Source organism: Cryobacterium sp. 10I5, from assembly GCF_035019865.1.
GTDB lineage: Bacteria > Actinomycetota > Actinomycetes > Actinomycetales > Microbacteriaceae > Cryobacterium > Cryobacterium breve_A.
Genome location: NZ_JASJVI010000069.1, coordinates 1 through 20458, shown reverse-complemented (window position 1 = coordinate 20458; position 20458 = coordinate 1). Strand labels below are relative to the sequence as shown.

Annotated in this window: 19 protein-coding genes; 7 read left to right on the top strand and 12 right to left on the bottom strand. The window is 69.5% G+C overall.

The genetic code is table 11. The features are described from left to right. Nucleotides 1–152: 152 nt before the first annotated feature. The 4 genes from QN350_RS14890 to QN350_RS14875 all read right to left on the bottom strand — a co-directional run bounded on the left by QN350_RS14890 (nucleotide 153) and on the right by QN350_RS14875 (nucleotide 6100). On the bottom strand, nucleotides 153–1379 hold the full coding sequence (locus QN350_RS14890; protein WP_281535834.1) for an MFS transporter: 1227 nt from the start codon (nucleotides 1377–1379) through the stop codon (nucleotides 153–155). 99 nt (nucleotides 1380–1478) lie between these two features. Further along, nucleotides 1479–3380, bottom strand: a complete 1902-nt coding sequence (locus QN350_RS14885; RefSeq protein ID WP_322137948.1) for a heavy metal translocating P-type ATPase — start codon at nucleotides 3378–3380, stop codon at nucleotides 1479–1481. Between the two features lie 110 nt (nucleotides 3381–3490). Continuing rightward, entirely contained in the window at nucleotides 3491–5413 is a 1923-nt protein-coding gene (locus QN350_RS14880; RefSeq protein WP_322137949.1) for an FAD-dependent oxidoreductase, read from the bottom strand. Between the two features lie 147 nt (nucleotides 5414–5560). Continuing rightward, nucleotides 5561–6100, bottom strand: coding sequence for a hypothetical protein (locus QN350_RS14875; protein ID WP_322137950.1), 540 nt, complete (start codon nucleotides 6098–6100; stop codon nucleotides 5561–5563). Nucleotides 6101–6272: 172 nt separating this feature from the next. Here QN350_RS14875 and QN350_RS14870 point away from each other — a divergent pair, with 172 nt between their 5' ends. Continuing rightward, the gene (locus tag QN350_RS14870; RefSeq protein WP_322137951.1) at nucleotides 6273–7067 is read left to right on the top strand and encodes a putative protein N(5)-glutamine methyltransferase; all 795 of its coding nucleotides are present in this window, start codon (nucleotides 6273–6275) and stop codon (nucleotides 7065–7067) included. Between the two features lie 73 nt (nucleotides 7068–7140). On the opposite strand, the gene QN350_RS14865 is transcribed toward QN350_RS14870, so the two are convergent. Beyond that, entirely contained in the window at nucleotides 7141–8355 is a 1215-nt protein-coding gene (locus tag QN350_RS14865; protein ID WP_134449974.1) for an NADP-dependent isocitrate dehydrogenase, read from the bottom strand. A 154-nt stretch (nucleotides 8356–8509) separates the two neighbouring features. Between QN350_RS14865 and QN350_RS14860 the strand changes: the two genes are divergently transcribed. From QN350_RS14860 to QN350_RS14845, 4 genes are read left to right on the top strand one after another with little or no spacing between them, the layout of a single operon-like run. Next, nucleotides 8510–8962, top strand: coding sequence for a GNAT family N-acetyltransferase (locus tag QN350_RS14860; protein ID WP_322137952.1), 453 nt, complete (start codon nucleotides 8510–8512; stop codon nucleotides 8960–8962). A gap of 18 nt (nucleotides 8963–8980) precedes the next feature. Then, the gene (locus QN350_RS14855) at nucleotides 8981–9304 is read left to right on the top strand and encodes an MGMT family protein (protein ID WP_281535839.1); all 324 of its coding nucleotides are present in this window, start codon (nucleotides 8981–8983) and stop codon (nucleotides 9302–9304) included. Nucleotides 9305–9349: 45 nt separating this feature from the next. Continuing rightward, nucleotides 9350–9769, top strand: coding sequence for a cytoplasmic protein (locus QN350_RS14850; protein ID WP_322137953.1), 420 nt, complete (start codon nucleotides 9350–9352; stop codon nucleotides 9767–9769). A 32-nt stretch (nucleotides 9770–9801) separates the two neighbouring features. After that, nucleotides 9802–10239, top strand: coding sequence for a cytoplasmic protein (locus QN350_RS14845; RefSeq protein ID WP_322137954.1), 438 nt, complete (start codon nucleotides 9802–9804; stop codon nucleotides 10237–10239). A 34-nt stretch (nucleotides 10240–10273) separates the two neighbouring features. Here QN350_RS14845 and nagA read toward each other — a convergent pair whose 3' ends face one another. From nagA to QN350_RS14825, 4 genes are all read right to left on the bottom strand, one after another. After that, nucleotides 10274–11395 carry an N-acetylglucosamine-6-phosphate deacetylase gene (gene nagA / locus QN350_RS14840; protein WP_322137955.1) on the bottom strand — a complete coding sequence of 374 codons (1122 nt, stop codon included), beginning with the start codon at nucleotides 11393–11395 and terminating at the stop codon, nucleotides 10274–10276. A gap of 4 nt (nucleotides 11396–11399) precedes the next feature. Further along, nucleotides 11400–12185 carry a glucosamine-6-phosphate deaminase gene (locus tag QN350_RS14835; RefSeq protein WP_281535843.1) on the bottom strand — a complete coding sequence of 262 codons (786 nt, stop codon included), beginning with the start codon at nucleotides 12183–12185 and terminating at the stop codon, nucleotides 11400–11402. A gap of 83 nt (nucleotides 12186–12268) precedes the next feature. Continuing rightward, entirely contained in the window at nucleotides 12269–13513 is a 1245-nt protein-coding gene (locus tag QN350_RS14830) for a PTS transporter subunit EIIC (protein WP_281535844.1), read from the bottom strand. A gap of 83 nt (nucleotides 13514–13596) precedes the next feature. Then, nucleotides 13597–14343, bottom strand: a complete 747-nt coding sequence (locus QN350_RS14825; RefSeq protein ID WP_322137956.1) for a GntR family transcriptional regulator — start codon at nucleotides 14341–14343, stop codon at nucleotides 13597–13599. 260 nt (nucleotides 14344–14603) lie between these two features. On the opposite strand from QN350_RS14825, the gene QN350_RS14820 reads away from it, so the two are divergent. Further along, nucleotides 14604–14837 carry a PTS glucose/sucrose transporter subunit IIB gene (locus QN350_RS14820; RefSeq protein WP_281535846.1) on the top strand — a complete coding sequence of 78 codons (234 nt, stop codon included), beginning with the start codon at nucleotides 14604–14606 and terminating at the stop codon, nucleotides 14835–14837. Continuing rightward, nucleotides 14834–15328 carry a PTS sugar transporter subunit IIA gene (locus QN350_RS14815; protein ID WP_281535847.1) on the top strand — a complete coding sequence of 165 codons (495 nt, stop codon included), beginning with the start codon at nucleotides 14834–14836 and terminating at the stop codon, nucleotides 15326–15328. The genes QN350_RS14820 and QN350_RS14815 overlap by 4 nt, the downstream gene beginning before the upstream one ends. 134 nt (nucleotides 15329–15462) lie before the next feature. Here the strand turns inward: QN350_RS14815 and QN350_RS14810 are convergent, their stop codons facing one another. The 3 genes from QN350_RS14810 to ddaH all read right to left on the bottom strand — a co-directional run bounded on the left by QN350_RS14810 (nucleotide 15463) and on the right by ddaH (nucleotide 20416). Continuing rightward, a complete protein-coding gene (locus QN350_RS14810; RefSeq protein WP_322137957.1) occupies nucleotides 15463–17268 on the bottom strand; it encodes an ABC transporter ATP-binding protein in 1806 nt (601 codons plus the stop codon). Beyond that, entirely contained in the window at nucleotides 17265–19169 is a 1905-nt protein-coding gene (locus QN350_RS14805) for an ABC transporter ATP-binding protein (protein ID WP_322140341.1), read from the bottom strand. Before QN350_RS14805 ends, QN350_RS14810 begins: the two co-directional genes overlap by 4 nt. 458 nt (nucleotides 19170–19627) lie before the next feature. Further along, the gene (gene ddaH, locus QN350_RS14800; RefSeq protein ID WP_322137958.1) at nucleotides 19628–20416 is read right to left on the bottom strand and encodes a dimethylargininase; all 789 of its coding nucleotides are present in this window, start codon (nucleotides 20414–20416) and stop codon (nucleotides 19628–19630) included. Between the last annotated feature and the right edge of the window lie 42 nt (nucleotides 20417–20458).

Genomic DNA, 20458 nt, shown 5'->3' with positions numbered 1-20458 from the left:
GTTTGCGCAAGCCGCTCCGGTTTGTGCTGGGGGCCGCGCCGGTTTGCGCAGGCCGCGCCCGAAACGGCAGGCGCGAACTGCCGAAACCGGCGCGGGCGCGGGCGCAAGCCGATTGAGGGGATACGGTCAGGCGGGGAGCACGGGCGCGGAGGTCAGGCGGGTCGGACTGCGCGCGTCTCGCGCGGCATCCGCAGGGCAAGGGCACTCGTCGCGAGGAAGAACAGCGCACCGACGCCGAACGCGACCGGGTACGAGACGGAGTCGGCGAGCAGGCCCGCCGCGAGCGGGCCGATGATCGCCCCGAAGTCGGAGAACATCGAGAACACCGCGACCGGGCGTCCGCCGCCGGCCCCCGCTGCGTCGCCGACCGCGGCGGCCGGTGCCGTGCCGAGGAAGGCCGACGCGACCCCGTAGACGCAGAGCAGCGCGGTCAGCACCACGATGTTGGGCGCGAACGGCACGGCGAAGATGGTGACGGCCGCGAGCAGGCACGCTCCGATGATCGCGGGGCGGCGTCCGACGGTGTCGACGAAGCGGGCAGCGGGCGCGAGAGCGAGCGTCTGGGCGACCGCAGCGACGGCGAAGGCCACTCCGGTCCACGAGCTCGGGCCGCGCAGCACCTCGACGACGAGCACGGGGATGAGCGCGTTGCGCACGCCGAACGAGGTCCAGCCCTGCGCGAAGTTGGCCAGGCACGCGGCCCGGAACCGGGGGTCGGCGAGCACCCTGCGGAACGGGACCCGGGGCGCCGGGGCGCCGGAGGCATCCGCCGGCGCGTTTCGATAGCCCGGGCTCAGCAGCAGCAGCCCGAGCACACCGGCGATCGCGAGAGTGCCTGCGTAGAAGAAGAACGGCGCGGTCAGCGAGATCGTCGCGAGCAGGCCGCCGAGCGCGGGTCCGGCCATGCCGCCGAGGAGGAACCCACCCTGGTAGAAGCCGATCGCCCGGCCGCGGATGCCCGGAGCGGTCGAGCCGAGCAGGAGCGTCATCGCGGAGACGGTGAACATCGCGGAGCCGATGCCGCCTGCCCCGCGCAGCAGGAGCAGCTGCGGGTAGTTCTGGGCGATACCCGCGAGCCCGCTCGAGAGGGCGACGATGCCGATGCCCGCCGCGAGGATGGTGCGCTCCCCCGCCCAGTCGATCAGGCGCCCGCAGAACGGGCTCGCGACGAACCGCATCAGCGCGAAGGCGGAGACGACCGCGCCGATCTCGAGGTTGCCGACGCCGAAGCTCCGCACGTAGACGGGCAGCACCGGGACGACGACGCCGAAGCCGACCATGACGAAGAAGGCGATCACGCCGAGGACGAGCACATCCCGGGACAGGCGCTGCTGCGTGTCCGCGGCCGATGTCGGGGTTCGGGGGCGGAAGAATCGCATGTCCTCAGGCTAAGCGGTCAGAGCACGCCCGGGTGGCCCGGTGGTCGGCCGCCGGGATACCTGACCGACCTGGCTACCGGGCCGGGCGGATGCGACGACTCAGCCCGCGAGCACAGTCTCCGGTTCGGGGTGCGGGGTGCTGACCCGGGCGGCGAGCGCGGCATCGCGCCGCCCGCCGATGGCCCTGAGCGCGTTGAGGATCGTCGCGAGGTCGACGACCTCCTGTAGCAACGCCCCAATCGTCGCCGGGATGAGGCCGAACGCGGCGAGGCCCATCAGGACCAGGCTCAGCGCGATGCCGAGCCAGATGCTCTGCAGGGCGATCCGGATGGTGTCCTTGCCGATCGCGACCGCCCTGGCCGTGCGGGAGATATCGTCGATCAGGATGACGACGTCGGCGGACTCGCTCGCCGCGGTGGCGCCGCGCGCTCCCATGGCGACGCCGACGTCCGCGACCGCGAGCACGGGCGCGTCGTTCACCCCGTCGCCGACCATGATCACCGGGCGCTGCGTGATCGCGCGAACGGCGTTGACCTTGTCGACCGGCAAGCAGTCTGCCTGCACGTTGTCGATTCCCACGAGCCCGGCGATGTGCTCGGCCGTCGGCCGGGCGTCTCCGGTGAGCATCACGGTGTTGCGGATGCCGAGGGCGCCGAGGTCCGCGATCGTCTGGCGGGCGTTGTCGCGCAGCCGGTCGCTCGCCACGATGCTCCCGGCGAAGCGCCCGTCGACAGCGACGTAGATGGCGAGCTCGCCACCGTCGAGGCGGGTCTGGGTGGCGTCCGGCGCCGTCCCCGCGATGTACGAGAACTTCCCGACGGAGACCTCCCGGCCGTCGAGCGTGGCGACGACGCCGTGCGCCGGCACTTCGCTCGCCGTGTCGGTCGCCGTGAGCTCGAGGCCCTTGGCCTTGGCCGCAGCGATGACGGATGCCGCGAGCACGTGCGACGAATACTGTTCGGCCGACGCGGCGAGCGCCAGCACCTCGTCAGCGTCGAACCCGGCCGCGGGCAGCACCCGGGCGATCGTCGGGGTGCCGTGCGTGAGCGTGCCCGTCTTGTCGAAGACGGCCGTGCGGGCGGTCGAGAGGGACTCGAGCACTCCGCCGCCCTTGACGATGATGCCGTTGCGCGCGGCACGACTCATGCCGCCCATGAAGGCGATCGGCGCGGAGATGAGCAGCGGGCACGGCGTCGCCACGACGAGCACCTCGGCGAAGCGCAGCGGGTCCCCGGTGAGTATCCAGGCGAGACCCGCGACGGCGAGCGCGACCGCGGTGAACGGCACCGCGTAGCGGTCGGCGAGCCTCACGACGGGAGCCTTGCTCGCGGAGGCTTCCTCGACGAGGGCCACGATCTGCTGGTACTGGCTGTTCGCCGCGGTCGCCGTTGCCCGGATCGTCGCGGCCGCCTGGCCGTTGATCGACCCGGAGAGGATGCCTTCCCCGGCCCGGCGCTCCACCGGCAGGCTCTCCCCGGTGAGGGACGACTCGTCGAAGGCCGCGCTCGCGGAGACGAGCACCCCGTCGACCGGGACGATCTCGGCCGGGCGCACGAGCAGGAGGTCCCCGGCCTGCACATCCGTGGCCGGAACGTCCTCGACGTCCGCCTGGTCTCCCCCGGACGGGATCCGGTGGGCGATCTGCGGCGCCCGGTCGAGCAACGCGTTGAGCTCCCGCTTGGCCCGGTTCACCGCAAAATCCTCGAGCGCAGCTCCGCCGGTGAGCATCAGCACGATCAGGATGGTCGCGACGTACTCGCCGACCAGCACCGTGGCGACGATGGCCGTGATCGCGAGCAGGTCAACGCCGAAGCTGCCGTGGCGCAGCTGCTTGACCATGCCCACGGCGGAGATCGCGGCGACGACCAGGCCGAAGCCACCGAACAGCCAGGCCAGGGAATCGGCGAGGCCGCCGAGCGCCAACCCGATTCCGGCCACCCCGAGCACGACGGTCGCGGCCACGAGCGGATACCGCCGTGCGGCGGCGAACAGACGGGACATACTTCAAGTCTCGTCCCGTGCCCCGCTCACCGCCAGCAAGGTGAGGCTCGCCTGTCGAGAGCGGATGCCCGGCGGACGACACGCGCCGGGCATCCGTTTCGAGGAGGCGCCTACAGCACGAGCGCGGTCATGAAGGCCGCGTTGATGGCCTCGCCGACCTTGGCCGGGTGCACGCAGTCGCCGAGCGAATGCACGTTGTCGCGGCCGGCGAGCGCCTGCGTCAGCGCCGTGTTGGGACGCACCCCGAATGCCGCGATCACCGTGGACGCCGCGATGTGCACGGCGCCTTCCGGGCCGGTCGCGGTGAGGCCGTCGGCGTCGACGGAGGTGACGGTGTGGCCGGTGAGGATCCGCACGCCCTTCTCGGCGAGTTCGCGCAGCAGGGTGATCCGGTTGATCACGATCATGTCGCGGGCGAGCTCGTCGGCGAGCTCGACGATCGTGACGTTGCAGCCCTGGCCGGCGAGTTCGAGGGCGGCGTCGGAGCCCGAGAGCCCGCCGCCCGCGATGACGACGTTGTGACCGACGGGGGCGCCGCGGTGGAAGTCGAGCACGTCCATCACGTTCGGGCCGTCGAGGCCGGGGATCGGCGGCAGGAGCGGCAGGGACCCGGTCGCGACGATGATCTCGTCCGCCTCGAAGGTCGCGAGCGAGTCCGCGTCGATGGTCGTGTTGAGGTGCACGCTCACGGGGAGGTGGGTGAACTGGCGTTCCCACCAGGCGATCATCGCGCGCAGTTCCTTTTTGAACTCCGGGGTCGCGGCGGGCAACAGCACGCCGCCGAGCTTCGACCCCGCCTCGTAGAGGTCCACGGAGTGGCCGCGGAGCGCGGCGACTCGTGCGGCTTCGAGCCCACCGGGGCCGCCGCCGATCACGACGACGTGCCCCCGAACATCCGCTTTCTCGACCCGGCGTTCCCGTTCGAGGCCGACCTGCGGGTTGACGGCGCAGCCGAGCGGCAGCGCGAAGAAGGCGTTGCCGACGCACATCGAGTTGCAGCGGATGCACGGGCGGATGTCCGCGCGGTTGCCCGCGGCCAGTTTGCCTGCCCACTCGGGATCCGCGATCAGCCCGCGCCCGATCCCGGCGAAGTCGGCGTCGCCCGCGGCGAGGGCGGCTTCCGCGTTCTCCGGGGTGAGGTTGCCGACGGCCATCACGGGGATGGAGACGACGTCCTTGAGTGCGCGGGCCGCGGGGACCATGCACGCGTCGCCGAGGTAGTAGGGCGGGAAGACGTAGTCCATGGCCTCGTACGAGCCGTCGTCGGCGATGATGAGGTCGAGCCCGGCCGCGGCGAGCACGACGGCGATGGCCTGGCCCTCCTCGGTCGTGCGTCCCCCGGCGAAGCGGTGGTTGACCGAGAGGCGGAAGCTGACGGGCAGGCCAGGAGCGTTGGCCTTCACGGCGGCGATGATCTCGGTCGCGAACCGGCAGCGGTTCTCGACACTGCCGCCGTAGACATCCGTGCGGCGGTTCCAGCACGCACTCATGAACTGGTCGATCAGGTAGCCGGTGTGGCCGTGGATGTCGATCGCATCCATTCCCGCGGCGGCAGCGCGGGCGGCGGCTTCGCCGAAGCGGCGGACGAGCACGTGGATCTCGTCGATCTCGAGCGGCCGGCAGAGCACGCTCGGGTCGGCGTAGTGGGGGTTGTCGGAGGCGGAGATCGGCAGCCGGTCCGGGTCGATGACGTTGATGTTGCGGCCGAGGCCCGCGGTGAGCTGCAGGGAGACGAGGCCACCGACGGCGTGGATCGAGTCGGCGAGGGCGGTGAGGCCAGGGAGCGCGGCGTCGGTGTGCACGCAGCAGAGTCCGGCGTTGAGGGTTTCGTAGTCCTCGGAGACGGCGCTGATGCCGGTCATCACGAGGCCCGTTCCGCCGCTCGCGCGTTCGGTGTAATAGGCGATCTCCCGCTCGGTGAAGAGCCCCTCGGGAGTGCCCATCTCGGTGCCCATCGGCGCCATGATCACCCGGTTCGGGAGCTCGAGGGTGCCGATGCGACCCGGTTTGAGGACGTGTGCGAAGCCTGTCATGGTGTTCTTTCCCGTGCGAAGACCGAAGGTCGTCGTCGACCTGGGGCGCATCCCGGGCGGGAAATCGGGCGGGAAAGATGGAGCAAGAGCAACGACCTGAATTGTTTCAATCCTAGGTGAGCCGTGGTCGTGAAAGCCGAAGAATCGCTATGGATTCGTGTCGGAAGTCCGATCCCGAAGCATGGCGAAATCGATCGCGAGCAGGTATTTGATCCGTTCCTCACGCATCCGCGCATAGCCGGGGGCGTGGCCGTCGATGGTCTGCCGGATCAGGCGTGCGGCGAGGGCCTTCCGGATCTCGTAACTCGCGTCGTGTTGCGCGTCCTCGACGATCGTGGCGAGTTTCTCGTCGTCGTTCGCGACCGTGTGCAGGATGAGGGCGAGGCCCTTGTGGGCGCGACGACGGCGGGCGAGCCTGCCGAGGTCGAGCCGCTCGTCCTCGGTGAAGCCCTGCGACCAGCGCCGGGACGCGAGTTCCCGTCGTTCCTGCGCGACGCGGACGGCATCCTCTTCGTTCTGCACGGCGAGGTGGAGCAACTCGTCGCGCGCGACCGCCTCGTAAGACGATTCGTCGAAGTTGTCGTGTTCGCGGAGCGCCCCGACGATGATGTGGTTTTTCACGGCCATCCGCACAGCGGAGAGGGCGATCAGGAGACCCTCGTCGATGATCCGTTCCATGGCGTTCATCCGCGGCGCCGTATCCGCCGCGAGGGTCGCGCACGGGACACCGAATGCCGTTCAGGTGCCATGCCGCGCCGCTTTCTCCTCCAGGTGAGAAACTGTGTCTCTCGCCCTAATTTTATGGGCATTCGCCGGCCGTGCGCATGCCGCGCACGATACCCGACGGGAAAGGTTCCGCGTGCCCCTGGTCGATCCCCCAGCGTCCTTCCCCGCCGTCGTGGCGCGCCTCCGTGCGGCCGGCTGCGTCTTCGCGGAGGAGGAGGCGGAACTCCTCCTCGCCGAGGCCCGGTCGGCGGCGGAACTCGAGCACCTTCTCGAGCGGAGGGCCGGCGGGGAACCACTCGAGTACGTGCTCGGCTGGGCGCTCTTCTCCGGGCTGCGGATCCACGTCGAGCCCGGCGTCTTCGTGCCGCGGCGACGCACCGAGGCGCTTGTACGCGAGTCCGCCGGGCTCGCCGAGGCCGGTGCGATCGTCGTCGACCTCTGCTGCGGCACGGGAGCGGTCGGCGCCGCCCTGCTCTCGGCGCGGCCTGGGCTGGGCCTCGACCTGATATCAGCGGACCTCGACCCGGTCGCGGTCCGCTGCGCCCGCGTCAATCTCCCGGGAAGGACCGTGGTCGAGGGCGATCTCTTCGCCCCGCTGCCCGCGGACCTGCGCGGTCGCATCGCGCTCCTGCTCGTCAACGCGCCATACGTTCCGACCGGCTCCATCGAACGGATGCCCCCGGAGGCCCGGGTGCACGAGCATCGGCTGGCGCTCGACGGCGGCACGGACGGGCTCGACGTGCAGCGTCGGGTCGCGGCGGCCGCCGCCGGCTGGCTCGCCCCCGGCGGGAGTCTCCTGATCGAGACGAGTGCGCGCCAGGCGCCGGTCACGAGCGCGTTGTTCGCCAGGAACGGCCTGGTCCCCCGCAGCGCGCACCACGAGGACGTCGACGGGACCGTCGTGATCGGCACCCGCCCCAGCGCCTGACCGGGACATCCGCCCCAGGCACGGAAAAGGGCCCCGACCGTCTGGTCGGGGCCCTTTTCGGAACGTGCCGTGGTTACGCCAGGCGCGTCTGCAGGTTCGTGGCGATGGCGGCGAGGAATTCCTCGGTCGTCTGGTAGCCCTGCTCCGGGCCGACCAGCAGCGCGAGGTCCTTGGTCATCTGGCCGCTTTCGACGGTCTTGATGACCACGTCCTCGAGGGTCTCGGCGAACTCGGCGAGCGCCGGGTTGCCGTCGAGCTTGGCCCGGTGCGAGAGGCCGCGGGTCCAGGCGTAGATCGAGGCGATCGGGTTCGTCGAGGTGGGCTTGCCCTGCTGGTGCTGGCGGTAGTGCCGGGTCACGGTGCCGTGGGCCGCCTCGGCCTCGACGACCTTGCCGTCGGGGGTGGAGAGCACGCTCGTCATGAGACCGAGCGAGCCGAAGCCCTGTGCGACGGTGTCCGACTGCACGTCGCCGTCGTAGTTCTTGCAGGCCCAGACATAGCCGCCTTCCCACTTCATGGCGGATGCGACCATGTCGTCGATCAGGCGGTGCTCGTAGGTGAGGCCGGCAGCCTCGTAGCGGGCCTTGAACTCGGTGTCGAAGATCTCCTGGAAGATGTCCTTGAACCGGCCGTCGTAGGCCTTGAGGATGGTGTTCTTGGTCGACAGGTAGACCGGGTAGTTGCGCACGAGGCCGTAGTTGAGCGAGGCACGGGCGAAGTCGCGGATCGAGCTGTCGAGGTTGTACATTCCCATCGCGACGCCGCTGCCCGGTGACTGGAAGACCTCGAAGGTCTGCGCCTCGGAGCCGTCCTTCGGCGTGAAGGTCATGCTGAGCGTGCCCTCCCCCTCGAAGCGGAAGTTCGTGGCACGGTACTGGTCACCGAAGGCGTGGCGCCCGATGATGATCGGCTTGTTCCAGCCGGGAACCAGGCGCGGGATGTTGGAGATGATGATCGGCTCGCGGAAGATGGTGCCGCCGAGGATGTTGCGGATCGTGCCGTTGGGCGACGCCCACATCTTCTTGAGGCCGAATTCCTCGACCCGGGCCTCGTCCGGGGTGATGGTCGCGCACTTGACGCCGACGCCGTGCTTCTGGATGGCGTGGGCCGCGTCGATCGTGATCTGGTCGTCGGTCTCATCGCGCTTCTGGATCGACAGGTCGTAATACTCGAGGTCGATGTCGAGATACGGGTGGATGAGCGTGTCCTTGATGGCCTGCCAGATGATGCGCGTCATCTCGTCCCCGTCGAGCTCGACGACGGTGCCTTCAACCTTGATCTTCGCCAATGAATTCTCCTCAGAATGGTGCGCGGCCGCTTGGCCGAGCCAATTCTACAAGCCCTCCGCAACTGTCTCGACATCGAGACAGTTTTCGGTGCGGTTCGGCCCGGCGCACAAAACCCGACTACCACGCCGGTCGGCCGCAGGTTAGCCTGTTGCCATGGGTGAACTACGTCTGGAAGAACTGTCCGCACGCAACATTGTTGCGGCCAATAGCCTCAGTCTCAAACCGGGCCAGGAGCTGTACATCGCTCCGGTCTCCTACGCGGTGGCGGTTTCCGTGATCAACCCCGCGACCGCGTGGCAGCGCGTCGTCTTGCTCGACGGTGAGGTGGCCGGGTTCATCCACGGCAATTTCGACCCCGATTCGCAGCACGAGGAATTCCGTGCCTGCATCTGGAGGATCAACGTCGACGCGAGCGCTCAGGGCAAGGGCGTCGGCAAATTCGCAGCAGAGTCGCTCGCCCAGGAGGCCCGGAAGCGCGGGTTCGACCACATCACCGTGATCTGGGAACCCGGAGAAGAAGGACCGGAGTCCTTCTTCCACCGGATCGGCTTCGTCGACATCGGCGAGACCGCGTACGGCGAGACGATCGGTTCGCTCAAGCTTTAACGGCCGCGTCCCCGGTCCATGCGCCTCGCCCCCGACAGCGATTTCGTCACCAATGTCCTCGGCATCGTCGACTCGATTCCCGCCGGGCGGGTGATGACGTACGGCGACGTCGCGGCGGTGCTCGGTTCCCGGGGCGCCCGTGTCGTCGGCCAGATCATGGCGCACTACGGGGCGGATGTCCCCTGGTGGCGGGTGATCCGGGCCGGCGGCCACCCGCCGGTCGCTCACGAGGCCAGGGCGCTGCCGCACTACCGAGCCGAGGGCACGCCCCTCGTCCTGGCGAGCACCGCGGCGGCCGGCTACCGGGTCGACTATGCGGTCGCGCGCTGGTCACCGTCGTGAAAACGCACCTCGCGGGCAACGCCGGCAGCGGGTACCGTGCCCCCCATGGACAGCGAAGAAGGCTTTCAGGACCCTGTCGTCACCAACCCGGGCCTCTACCGGGTGATCCTCGAGAACGAGCGCGTGCGCGTGCTCGAGTACCGGGACACGCCCGGTGCCGCGACGGCGCCGCACCGGCATCCGGACAGCGTCATGGTCACCCTGAGCGAGTTCAGCCGGCGCATCTCGTCCGACGGCCGCACCGTCGACGTCGAGCTTCCCGCCGGGGTCGCACGCTGGCTTCCCGCCCAGGAGCACACCGGTGCGAACACCGGCCACACCGACACGCACTCGATCTTCATCGAGCTCAAGGAGCCGGCGCGGCATCCCCACACGCTCACCAGTGATCGACCGCTCGGGCCGCAGTCGGTCGCCCCCTCCGCTCCGGACACCGACGACGAGGCGAACGTCTGGGGCTTCTCCTAGCGCGTCGCAAGCAATCGGTGTTAGCGTGCGGCATGTCCAGTGAACAGAACGCCACCCACCCCCTCGACCCGCTCGTGACGGATCCCGGCGTCTACCGGGTACTCCTCGAAAACGACCGCGTTCGCGTGCTCGAATTCCTCGATGCTCCCGGCGACACCACCAACCCGCACGAGCATCCAGACAGCGTGATGATCACGCTGAGCGCATACTCCCGGCGGCTGTCCTTCGAGGGCCGCGAGGTCGACGTCGAGCTCCCGGCCGGCGAGACGGCCTGGCTCCCCGCCCAGGAACACGCCGGCGTGAACATCGGCACCACGCCCGCCCATGCGATCTTCGTCGAACTCAAGGAACAGGCCGTGCGGGCCCCCGACCCGAGCATGCATCCGCTCGGGCCGGCGCCGCGCCCGCTGATCGGGATCCCATTGTCCGACGCCTCGAGCGACGAAGAGAAGGCCTGGGGCTTCGCCTAGGCCGGTGCCCCGTGCCGGCTCAGGCCGGCAGGCATCAGTCGCCTGACCGCATGGTCGCGGTGACATAGAGTCCGGCGTCGAGCACGATCAGGTCGGCCGGCTGCCCCGCGGCGAGGCGCCCGCAGCCGGTGAGGCCGAGCATGTCTGCCGGGTTCTGCGTGGCCGCGCGCACCGCGGTGGCGAGGTCGACCCCGGCCGTGTGCACGGCGAACCGGACGGCCTCGCTCAGGGTGAGGACGCTCCCGGCAATCGTCCCGTCCGCGAGGCGTGCTTCGCCGTCCGACACGCTGACGGGGAGGCCGCCGAGGGTGTACTCGCCCTCGTCTGCGCCGGCCGCGGCCATCGCATCCGTCACGAACACCGGTCGGGAGGGGCTCTCCGTGATGAAGCGGACGACCGCGGGATGCAGGTGCACTCCGTCGGCGATCAGTTCAGCGAACAATGCGGGGTTCTCGAGCAGGGCGAGTGACGGCCCTGGTTCCCGGTGGTGCAGGGGACGCATCGCGTTGAAGAGGTGCGTCCCGGCCGTGGCGCCGGCCTGGATGGCCTGCCTGGTCATGTCGTAGTTGGCGTCGGTGTGGCCGATCGCGGCGACCGCTCCGTAGCCGACGATGCGCCGAACGGCGTCGAGTCCGCCGGGGAGCTCGGGGGCGATCGTGACCATGCGCACCGTGCCGTGGCCGGCGCGCATGAGGCGATCGATGCTCTCCCGGTCGGGCACCCGCAACAGCTCCGCCGTGTGGGCGCCCCGGTGGGCAGGGCTGAGCCAGGGCCCCTCGAGATGGATGCCCGCGAGCAGGCCGGAGTCGACGTGGTCGGCGAGGTCGGTCACGAGGCGTTCCATGTCCTCGAGCGGCGCCGTGACGAGGCTCGCCATCAGCGTTGTCGTCCCGTGTTGCCGGTGGGTCGCCGCGATCCCGGCCGCCGCGAGGGCGGTGTCCGTGTCGTTGAAGCTGTAGCCGCCGCCGCCGTGGTTGTGCACGTCGACGAAGCCGGGGGCGAGGATGCCGTCCGGGTAGTGAGCATCGGGGACCCGCGGCGGCTTGCCGGCACCGACGGCGTCGATCCGTCCGGCCCTGACCTCGACCCAGCCCGGGGTGTGCACGGCGTCCGCGGCGACGACGGTGCCGGCGCTGAGCAGAATCGAGTCGGCCACGGGGTTAGATTCCCTGCCAGGCGTACTTGTGGGCGTAGGCGTATGCGTAGTAGTCCCGGTTGGCGAGGCGGGATGCCGCTGCCTCGTCGACGAGGACCGTCACGTGCGGGTGCAGCTGGATGACCGAACCCGGCTTGCTGGAACTGACCGGTCCCTCGACGGCCGCGGCGATCGCATCCGCCTTCTCTTCACCGAACGCGAGCAGGATGAGGTGCCTGGCACGGCGGATGGTGCCGAGGCCCTGGGTCATGCAGTGGATCGGCACGTCGTCGGGAGAGGCGAAGAAACGCGCGTTGTCGATCCGGGTCTTCTCGGTCAGGGTCTTGATCCGGGTGACGGACGCGAAGGAGGAGCCGGGCTCGTTGAAGCCGACGTGGCCGGTCTGCCCGATGCCGAGGATCTGCACGTCGACCCCGCCGGCCGCGACGATGGCGGCCTCGTAGTCGAGTCCGGCAGTCTCGAGGGTGGCCACGTCGCCGTTCGGGGTGCGGATGTTCGCAGGGTCGAGCCCGAGGGGCACGACGACGTCGCGAGTGATGACGGCGCGGTAGCTCTCGGGGTGGCCCGCGGGAAGCCCGACGTACTCGTCGAGGGCGAAGCCGCGTACGCGGGACATGTCGAGGGGTTCCTCCGCGAGGGAGGCCGCGAGCGCCGCGTACACGGAGAGCGGCGTCGATCCGGTGGCCAGGCCGAGGACGGCGTCCGGCTTGCGCCTGATCAGGGCGCGGATGGATGCCGCCGCAAGCGTTCCCGCTGCGGTCTCGGTGTCGAGGACGATTACTTCAGCCAATGTTCTGCTCCAGTTTCACAATGATGATGCGTGGTGGTACTGCCGGGGTCACGGGCACGCCCGCGACCCCGGCGTTGGTGGGTTTAGACGGCCGTGGACGACGCGGAGTCGGGCACGGTCGCGTCGGGGACCTCGTCGTCGCCGCGACCGGGGGTCTTGAGGTTCCACTTGCGGATCACAAAGCGGAACAGGAAGTAGTAGATGCCGGCGTACGCCAGTCCGATCGGAATGAGCAGAAGCGGCTTCTCGGCCAGTCCGAAGTTGAGGACGTAGTCGAAGGTGCCGGCGCTGAAGGTGAAGCCGTCCCGGATCCCGAGCGCATTCACGAGAGCCAGCGAGGACCCGGTGAGTACTGCGTGGATCAGGTACAGCGGGAAGGCGACGAACATGAAGGAGAACTCGAGGGGCTCCGTGACTCCGGTGAGGAGTGCCGTCAGGGCGCCGGAGAGCATGATGCCGCCGACGATCTTCTTCTGCGACGGCTTGGCCTCGTGCCAGATGGCGAGGGCGCCTGCCGGCAGCGCGAACATCATGATCGGGAAGAACCCGGTCATGAACGAACCGGCGGTAGGGTCACCGGCGAAGAACCGGGCGATGTCGCCGTGGGCTCCGTTGTAGTCGCCGATCACGAACCACATCACCGAGTTGAGGATGTGGTGCAGGCCGACCGGGATCAGCAGACGGTTGGTCGTGCCGTAGAGGAAGCCGCCCCAGATGTTGTTCGAGGAGACGAACTCGCCGAATGCGGAGAGACCGGTCGCGAATGCCGGGTAGACGAACGCGAGGAGGACGCCGAGCACGAGTGCCGTTCCGGCCGTGATGATCGGCACAAAGCGCCTGCCGCCGAAGAAGGCGAGATAGCTCGGCAACGAGATCCGATGGAACCGCTGCCAGAGCAGGGCGGAGGTGATGCCGATCAGGATGCCGCCGAGGACACTGTAATTGACGAGGACTTGCTTGCCGCCCTCTGCGGGAAGGCCCAGGACGAGGGGCGACATCGCCTCTCCGACCTTGGAGAAGACCAGGTAACCGACGACCGCGGCGAGCGCGGTCGAGCCGTCGGACTTCTTCGCGAAGCCGATCGCGACGCCGACCGCGAAGAGGAGCGGCAGAGCGTCGAAGAGGGCGCCGCCTGCCGAGGCGATCACGGCCGCTCCGGTCTCGAAGCCCGGGATGCGCCCGAGCAGGTCCGGCTGGCCGAGCCGGAGCAAGAGGCCGGCCGCCGGCAATGCCGCGATCGGCAGCATGAGGCTGCGACCGACTCGTTGAAGTTGCGCGAGGCCGGGGAACGGCCGTTTCGTCCCGGCGTCTACGGTGATGCTGGACATGGATCTCCTCCTGGTGGTGCGTTGGTTGGGTTGGATGGTCTGGATGATGGGTGGATGGGCTGTACGTCAGGCTGGTCTGTGGGTCAGGGTTGGTGCTGCAGGTTGAGCGTCATGTGGATCTGGTACCGGTCGCCCCGGTACCACGACGTGACGTGTTCGAGGTAGGCGGACCCGGCGGACGAGGTCCGACGGAAGACCATGACGGGGGCGTTGGCGGCGATGCCGAGGGTGGCGGCGAGCAGGGCATCGGCGCCCTCTGCCCAGACCGCCTGTTCGGCGTTGTCGATCCGGAGGCCGTACTCGGTCGCGAACGTCGCGTAGAGGGACCGGGTCAGGTCCTTGGCGTCGAGATCCGGGAGCAGGTCCGCCGGATAGTAGCCGCGCTCGAGCGCCATCGGCACGCCATCGGCGAGGCGCAGCCGTTCGATCTCGAGCACCAGCGAGCCTGCCTTGAGGCCGAGGGCCGCCCGCACGGCGAGGGGCGCCTCGATCAGCCGGGACGAGCGCACGATCGTCGCGGGGACGAGTCCGCGCCGACGCATGTCCTCGGTGAAAGACGCGAGGTGCAGGTCACTTTGCACGCGTTCGCCGGCCACGAAGGTGCCCTTGCCCTGCACTCGGTAGAGGACGCCCTCCTCGACGAGCTGCCGGATCGCCTCGCGCACCGTCGAGCGGCTGACGCCGTAGCGCGTCATGAGCTTCCGCTCCGGCGGGATCGCGGCGTGGGGAGCGAGGCTGGTCTCGACGAGCTCCTCGAGGATCGAGCGCAACTGGGCGTGCTTGGAGATCGGTCCTGATTCCAGGACCGGGACCTCATCGATGTCGGTCATCTCGCTGCGTCCTCCGGATGGTTGGGGTGTAGATACCAGCATAGGACCACTTTCGCTTTCTGGTCCGTACTGGTACGATCCAATAGTTCGATGATGAAGCCGCGGCACCCTGCTTGTCAAGACCCCCAGCCGCTCGGGTTCTCTGAGAACACCCGAAACCGAATCAGACAGGGCGCAGACTTGGCTCACGGCAGGAACGCTTCACGCGTATCCCGGCCCGTGCGACCGGTTCCCGGCCCACCATCACTGGAGGTAACACCATGAGCAGCAAAGCGGAGCAAATCCTCGCCGGCCTCGGCGGATCAGGCAACCTCGTCGAGATCGAGGCGTGCATCACCCGACTGCGCACCGAGGTGAAGGACCCGGCCCTCGTGAACGAGCCGGCGCTCAAGGCGGCGGGCGCCCACGGCGTGTTCCGGTCCGGCACCATCGTCCAGGTCGTCGTCGGGCCAGAGGCCGACAACCTCGCCGAAGACATCGAAGACCTCCTGTGAGCCGTGGGGCCCCCGTCGTCCTCGTGACGCCCGTCGTCGTCCTTGCGCCCGTCCCCGGCCGCGCCGTCGACCTCGGCGAGGTCCCCGACCCCACGTTCGCTCAGGCGATCGTGGGCCCCGGCGCCGCGATCGACCCGCCGCGCGGCATGATCGACGCGATCGCGCCGATCAGCGGCAAGCTGCTCAAGGTCTTCCCGCACGCCTACGTGATCCTCTCCCCCGACGGGATCGGGGTCCTGGTCCACCTCGGCATCGACACGGTCGAGCTCCGCGGCGAGGGCTTCACGCTGCGTGCGAAGCAGGGCGACCAGGTTGCGGCCGGCGACGTGATCGTGACCTGGGACTCCGCGGCCGTCGTGGCCGGCGGACGTAATCCCATCGTGCCGGTCATCATCCTCGAGCGCACAGCGGAGAACATCGCCCTCGCTGACGCCGTCACAGCCGGCGCCGACCTTGCCACCGGCGACCTCTTCCTCACCGTCACCTCCTGACGGGCTGTTCCCTGACAAGCTGGTCCCTGACAAGCTGGTTCGCGAGAGCGGAGAAATGGCCCCTTCGCGCGCGGCGAAGGGGCCATTTTCGTACTCTCGCGGAACAGCATCCGCTCTCATACCGGCGGATGCCGCTACACGAGTGATTCCCGCCAGGCCGCGTGCAGCTGGGCGAACCGTCCGGTGCCGTCGATCAGGTCGTCGGGGGCGCCGTCCTCGACGATGATCCCGTGCTCCATCACGAGCACCCGGTCGGCGATGGCGACCGTGGACAGCCGGTGCGCGATGATGACGGCCGTGCGGTCGGCGAGCAGGGTCTGCAGCGCCTGCTGCACGAGCCGCTCGCTCGGGATGTCGAGCGAGGACGTCGCCTCGTCGAGGATCAGCACCGCAGGGTTCGCGAGGAAGGCCCGCGCGAACGAGATCAGCTGGCGCTGCCCGGCCGACACGCGGCCACCGCGCTTGTTCACGTCGGTGTCGTAGCCGCCGGGGAGGTTCTCGATGAATTCGTGCGCACCGACGGCCTTCGCCGCCGCGACGATCTCGGCGGGGGACGCATCCGGTTTGCCGATCGCGATGTTGTCGGCGACGGACCCGCTGAACAGGTATGCCTCCTGGGTGACCATCACGATGGCGCGGCGGAGGTCTTTCGGGTGCAGCCGGCGCAGGTCGACGCCGTCGAGCGACACCTGGCCGTCGGTGGGATCGTAGAACCGCGCCATCAGCTTCGCGAGCGTCGACTTGCCCGCCCCGGTCGAACCGACGAGGGCGATGGTCTGCCCGGCGGGAATCGCGAGGTCGAAGGTCGGCAGCACCACCCGGTCGGACTGGTACTCGAAGCGCACCCCGGTGAAGGTGAGGGCACCGCGCGCCTCCCACAGGTCGACGGGAGCAGTCGGATCCGGCACGCCCGGGAGCTCTTCGAGCACTCCGGAGATCTTCTCGAGCGCCGCAGCGGCGGACTGGTAGGAGTTGTAGAACATCGCCATCTCCTCCATCGGGTCGAAGAACCGCCGGGTGTAGAGCAGGGCCGCGAGCAGCGCGCCGATCGCGAGCTGCCCGTCGACGACGCGGAATCCACCGAGGAGGAGCACCACGGCGACGGCGACGTTGCCGATCAGGATGAGGCCGGGGTCGAAGATCCCGAACAGCTGGATCACCCGGCCGTTCACCTTCCGGTAGTCCTCGACGAGGCCGCCGAAGACCTCCTCATTGCGTTTCTCCGCCCGGAACGCCTTGACGGCGCGGATGCCGGTCATGGTCTCGACGAACTTCACGATGAGGCTCGCCGATGCGGTCCTGGACCGACGGAACAGCGTTTGCGAGCGCACCTGGAACCAGCGGGTGAGGGCGAACAGCGGGACCAGGGAGCCCAGCAGCACGAGGCCGCTGATGCCGTCGAGGGTCACGAGCGCGATCGCCGTGAATGCCATGTACAACAGGCCCTGCACGAGCTGGTTGATGCCGGAGTCGAGCAACTCGCGGATCGCGTCGAGGTCGCTCGTCTGCCGGGAGATGATCCGCCCGGAGGTGTACGACTCGTGGAACTCGAGGCTGAGCCGCTGGGTCTGCAGGAAGACCCGCTTGCGGAGGTCGATCAGCACGGCCTGGCTGATCCTCGCCGACATCATCGTGTACCAGGCGATCAGGATCGCGCCGATCACCCCGGTGAGGAGGTAGACCCCGCCGGTCGCCGCGAGCGGGAGCCAGTCCTGGGCGAGCAGGGCGGGCAGCCCCCGGTCGATCCCGTACGCGATGAGGGCGGGACCGGCGACCTGCGCCGCGGTGGAGAGCACCACGATGAGCATCGCCGCGGTGACCCGCCAGCGCACCGGGCGCAGCAGGGAGCCGAGCAGGCGCAGCGAGCGCGCCCGGATCTGCTTGCTCTCGGCCGTGGTGAAGTTGTTGCGTTCTTCGCCTTCGACTCCGATGACGCTCATCGTGCGGCCTCCTCTCGTGCGGTCTGCCTGGTGGCGTCTCGACGTTCTTCGTCTTCCAGGCTCGAGATCACGAACCGGTAGTGCTCGTTGGTGCGCAGGAGCTCGGAGTGGCGGCCGACCGCGGTGATCCGGCCGTCCTCGAGCAGGGCGACCCGGTCGGCGAGCGTGACCGTCGAGGGCCGGTGCGCGACGATGAGTGCCGTGGTGGAGGCGAGCACCTCGCGGAGCGCCGCCTCGACGAGGGACTCGGTGTCCACGTCGAGGGCCGAAAGCGGGTCGTCGAGGACGAGCACCGCCGGCTTCGCCGCGACCGCGCGGGCGAGCGCGATCCGCTGGCGCTGGCCGCCGGAGAGGCTCATGCCCTCTTCGCCGACGAGGGTGTCGACGCCGTCGGGCAAATCACGCACGAACCCGGCCTGCGCGACCTGCAGGGCCTCCTCGAGCGCGGCATCCGCTGCCGCCGACCGCTCGGCGAACTCGGGCCGGCCGAGCAGCACGTTGTCGCGCACGGATGCCGAGAACAACGTCGCGTCCTCGAACGCCATCGCGAGGTGGCCGCGCAAGTCCTCGCGACCGAACGCGCGCACGTCGACGCCGTCGAGCGTGACCTTGCCCTGGGTGACGTCGTAGAGGCGGGTGGTGAGGGCGGTGAGGGTGGACTTGCCCGACCCGGTCAGGCCGACGAGGGCCATGGTCTCCCCCGGTTGCAGAACGAGGTTGACGCCGTCGAGCAGGTCGGGGAACCGCGCGGGTGAGTCCGGGTAGCGGAAGTGCACGTCCTCGAAAGCGAGCCTGCCGAGGGGGGCGGCGAGCGTGACCGGCCGGTCGGGGTCGGTGATGCTGTTCGGGGCATCCAGCACGTCGAAGTAGCGGTCGGTCGCGGTCCGGGCGTCGAAGGTCATCGAGAGCAGGAACCCGATCGATTCGACCGGCCAGCGGAGCACCGTCGCCGTCGCGAAGAACGCGACGAGGCCGCCGACGCTGAGCTCGCCCTGCGCGGCGAGCCAGACTCCGGCGACGAGGCAGAGCGCGAACGCGACATCGGGCACCATCAGGAGCCAGAGCCAGATGCCCGCGATCGCGCGCGCCTTCTCGATCTCGGTGCCGCGAAGGTCTTCGGCCTGCTGGGAGAAGTTCTTGAGCGCGAAGCCGCCGCGGCCGAAGGCCTTGAGCACGCGGATGCCGTGGACGGACTCCTCGACGGCGGTCGCGAGGTCGCCGGCCTGGTCCTGGCTGCGCCGGGCCACGACGGAGTACTTCTCCTCGAACAGGTACCCGACGATCCAGAGCGGCACCGAGCAGACGATGAAGACGACGCCGAGGATCCAGTTCATCGACACGAGCACCGCGGCGCCGATCACGATCGTGACGATATTGACGACCAGGAGGACCAGGCCGAAGGAGATCCAGCGCCGGATCAGGTTCAGGTCGCTCACCGCGCGGGAGAGCAGCTGCCCGCTCGGCCAGCGGTCGTGGAAGGAGACCGGCAGGTCCTGGAGGCGCGCGTACAGGGCGTTGCGCATGCTCGCCTCGACGTGGGTGCCCGGGACCAGCACGAACCAGCGGCGGAGCGCGATCAGGATCGCCTCGAGCACGCCGAGGCCGAGGATCACGAGCACGGCCGGCCAGATCCCGGAGGGGTCCTGCCGGGACAGCGCGCCGTCGACGAGGCCCTGCAGCACCTGCGGGATCGCGAGGGCGACGACGGCCGCCAGGAGGGCCGCGACCATGCCGAGGACGAGCCGGGGCAGCGCGGGACGCACATAGGGGAACAGGCGCAGGAGGGTGCGCAGCGTGCTCGCCCGCTTCCGGGGCTGCTCACCGGCAGGTGCGGCCGGGGCCGCAGCCGGGGTCGTGGTCGTGGTCGTCGAATCGGTCGCGGGGTTCGGAGTCTGGTCCATAGGAGTGAGTGGTGTGGTTTCGAGAGGAGGGGTGGGTGTGATCTGGGTCACGAGTGGAGCCTGTTCGGATACCTGGTGCTGAGCGATGCCCCGGGGCTGCCGGGGCGTCGAGGAGTCGAAGGAGTCGCGTCGGGTCGCGTTCGACAGTGGGGCGGGAAGCTGGGCGCTTCCGTACGGGCGCGACGGCGGGATGCCGGTCGCGGGCTGCGGGTTACGGGCGGGGCGCGGGAGGAGGGAGCCGGCGCACGGTGCGGATCGAGTGGCTAGGCCGCGCTCTCGCGGACGGCAGAGCCAGCGCCAGTGGTCGCATCCATCGCGAGCTGTGGCTGTGCTGTCTGTGTCATGTCGGCCTCCTGAGCGCGTCGAATCCTCGTTGTGCTCCCCGGGTCAGGCAGCCTTCCAGAGTACGGCCACACCCCGTCTGGACGCAAGCACCCGTTTGAGGTGCGGGTTCCGGGTCAGCGGATGCGCACGCTCAGGCAGGTGACGCAGCCCTCGAGTTTCTCGAATTCTGAGATGTCGACGGTGACGACGCGGTAGCCGCGCGCGGCGAACAGGGCGGCGGAGAGCGGGGCCGCGCTCGACATCAGCACGGCGTCCGGCCCGAGCACGACGACGGCCGTGCCGTATTCCTCCGGGACCGGAAGGAAGGGTTCGAACACCGTGGAATCGTCGACGAGGGGCGGATAGCCGATCACGGTGCCGTCGGGCAGTGCCGTGACGGCGGACTTGAGGTGCAGCACCTTGCTGATCGGGACCGCGACGACGGTGTAGCCGAGCGGGGACACGATGTCGCGGAGCTGGTCGATGCCCGCGTCGTTCGTGCGGAGGCTCCGGCCGACGTATACGGTCCGGCCGATCTTGAGCACGTCGCCGCCGTCGAGGGTGCCGGGAAGTGCGAGGTGGTGCACCGGGATGCCCAGATCGCGGACGGCATCCGCTGCCCCACGGGTCTCGTCACGGCGGGTCGGCGCGCCAGGGCTCGTGACGACGGCGATGTCGCCGAACGAGATCACGGCGTCCTCGATGAAGACGGAGTCCGGCAACAGCGGGGCGGGTTCGACCTCGACGGTGTTCCAGCCCTCCGCGGCGAGCGCTGCGACGTAACCGGCCCACTGCGTGCGGGCGAGCGCGAGATCGACGGGGACACGCTCGATGTGCGTGAGCTGGCCTTCGGCGAGGTTGTCCGCGGGGCGGCGGACCAGGGCGATCCGGCGGGCGGCGGGGTCGAGTGCGGGGATGTCCATCCCGACAGTGTATGGGTCAGAACGGAGTCAGCGGGGTGGGTC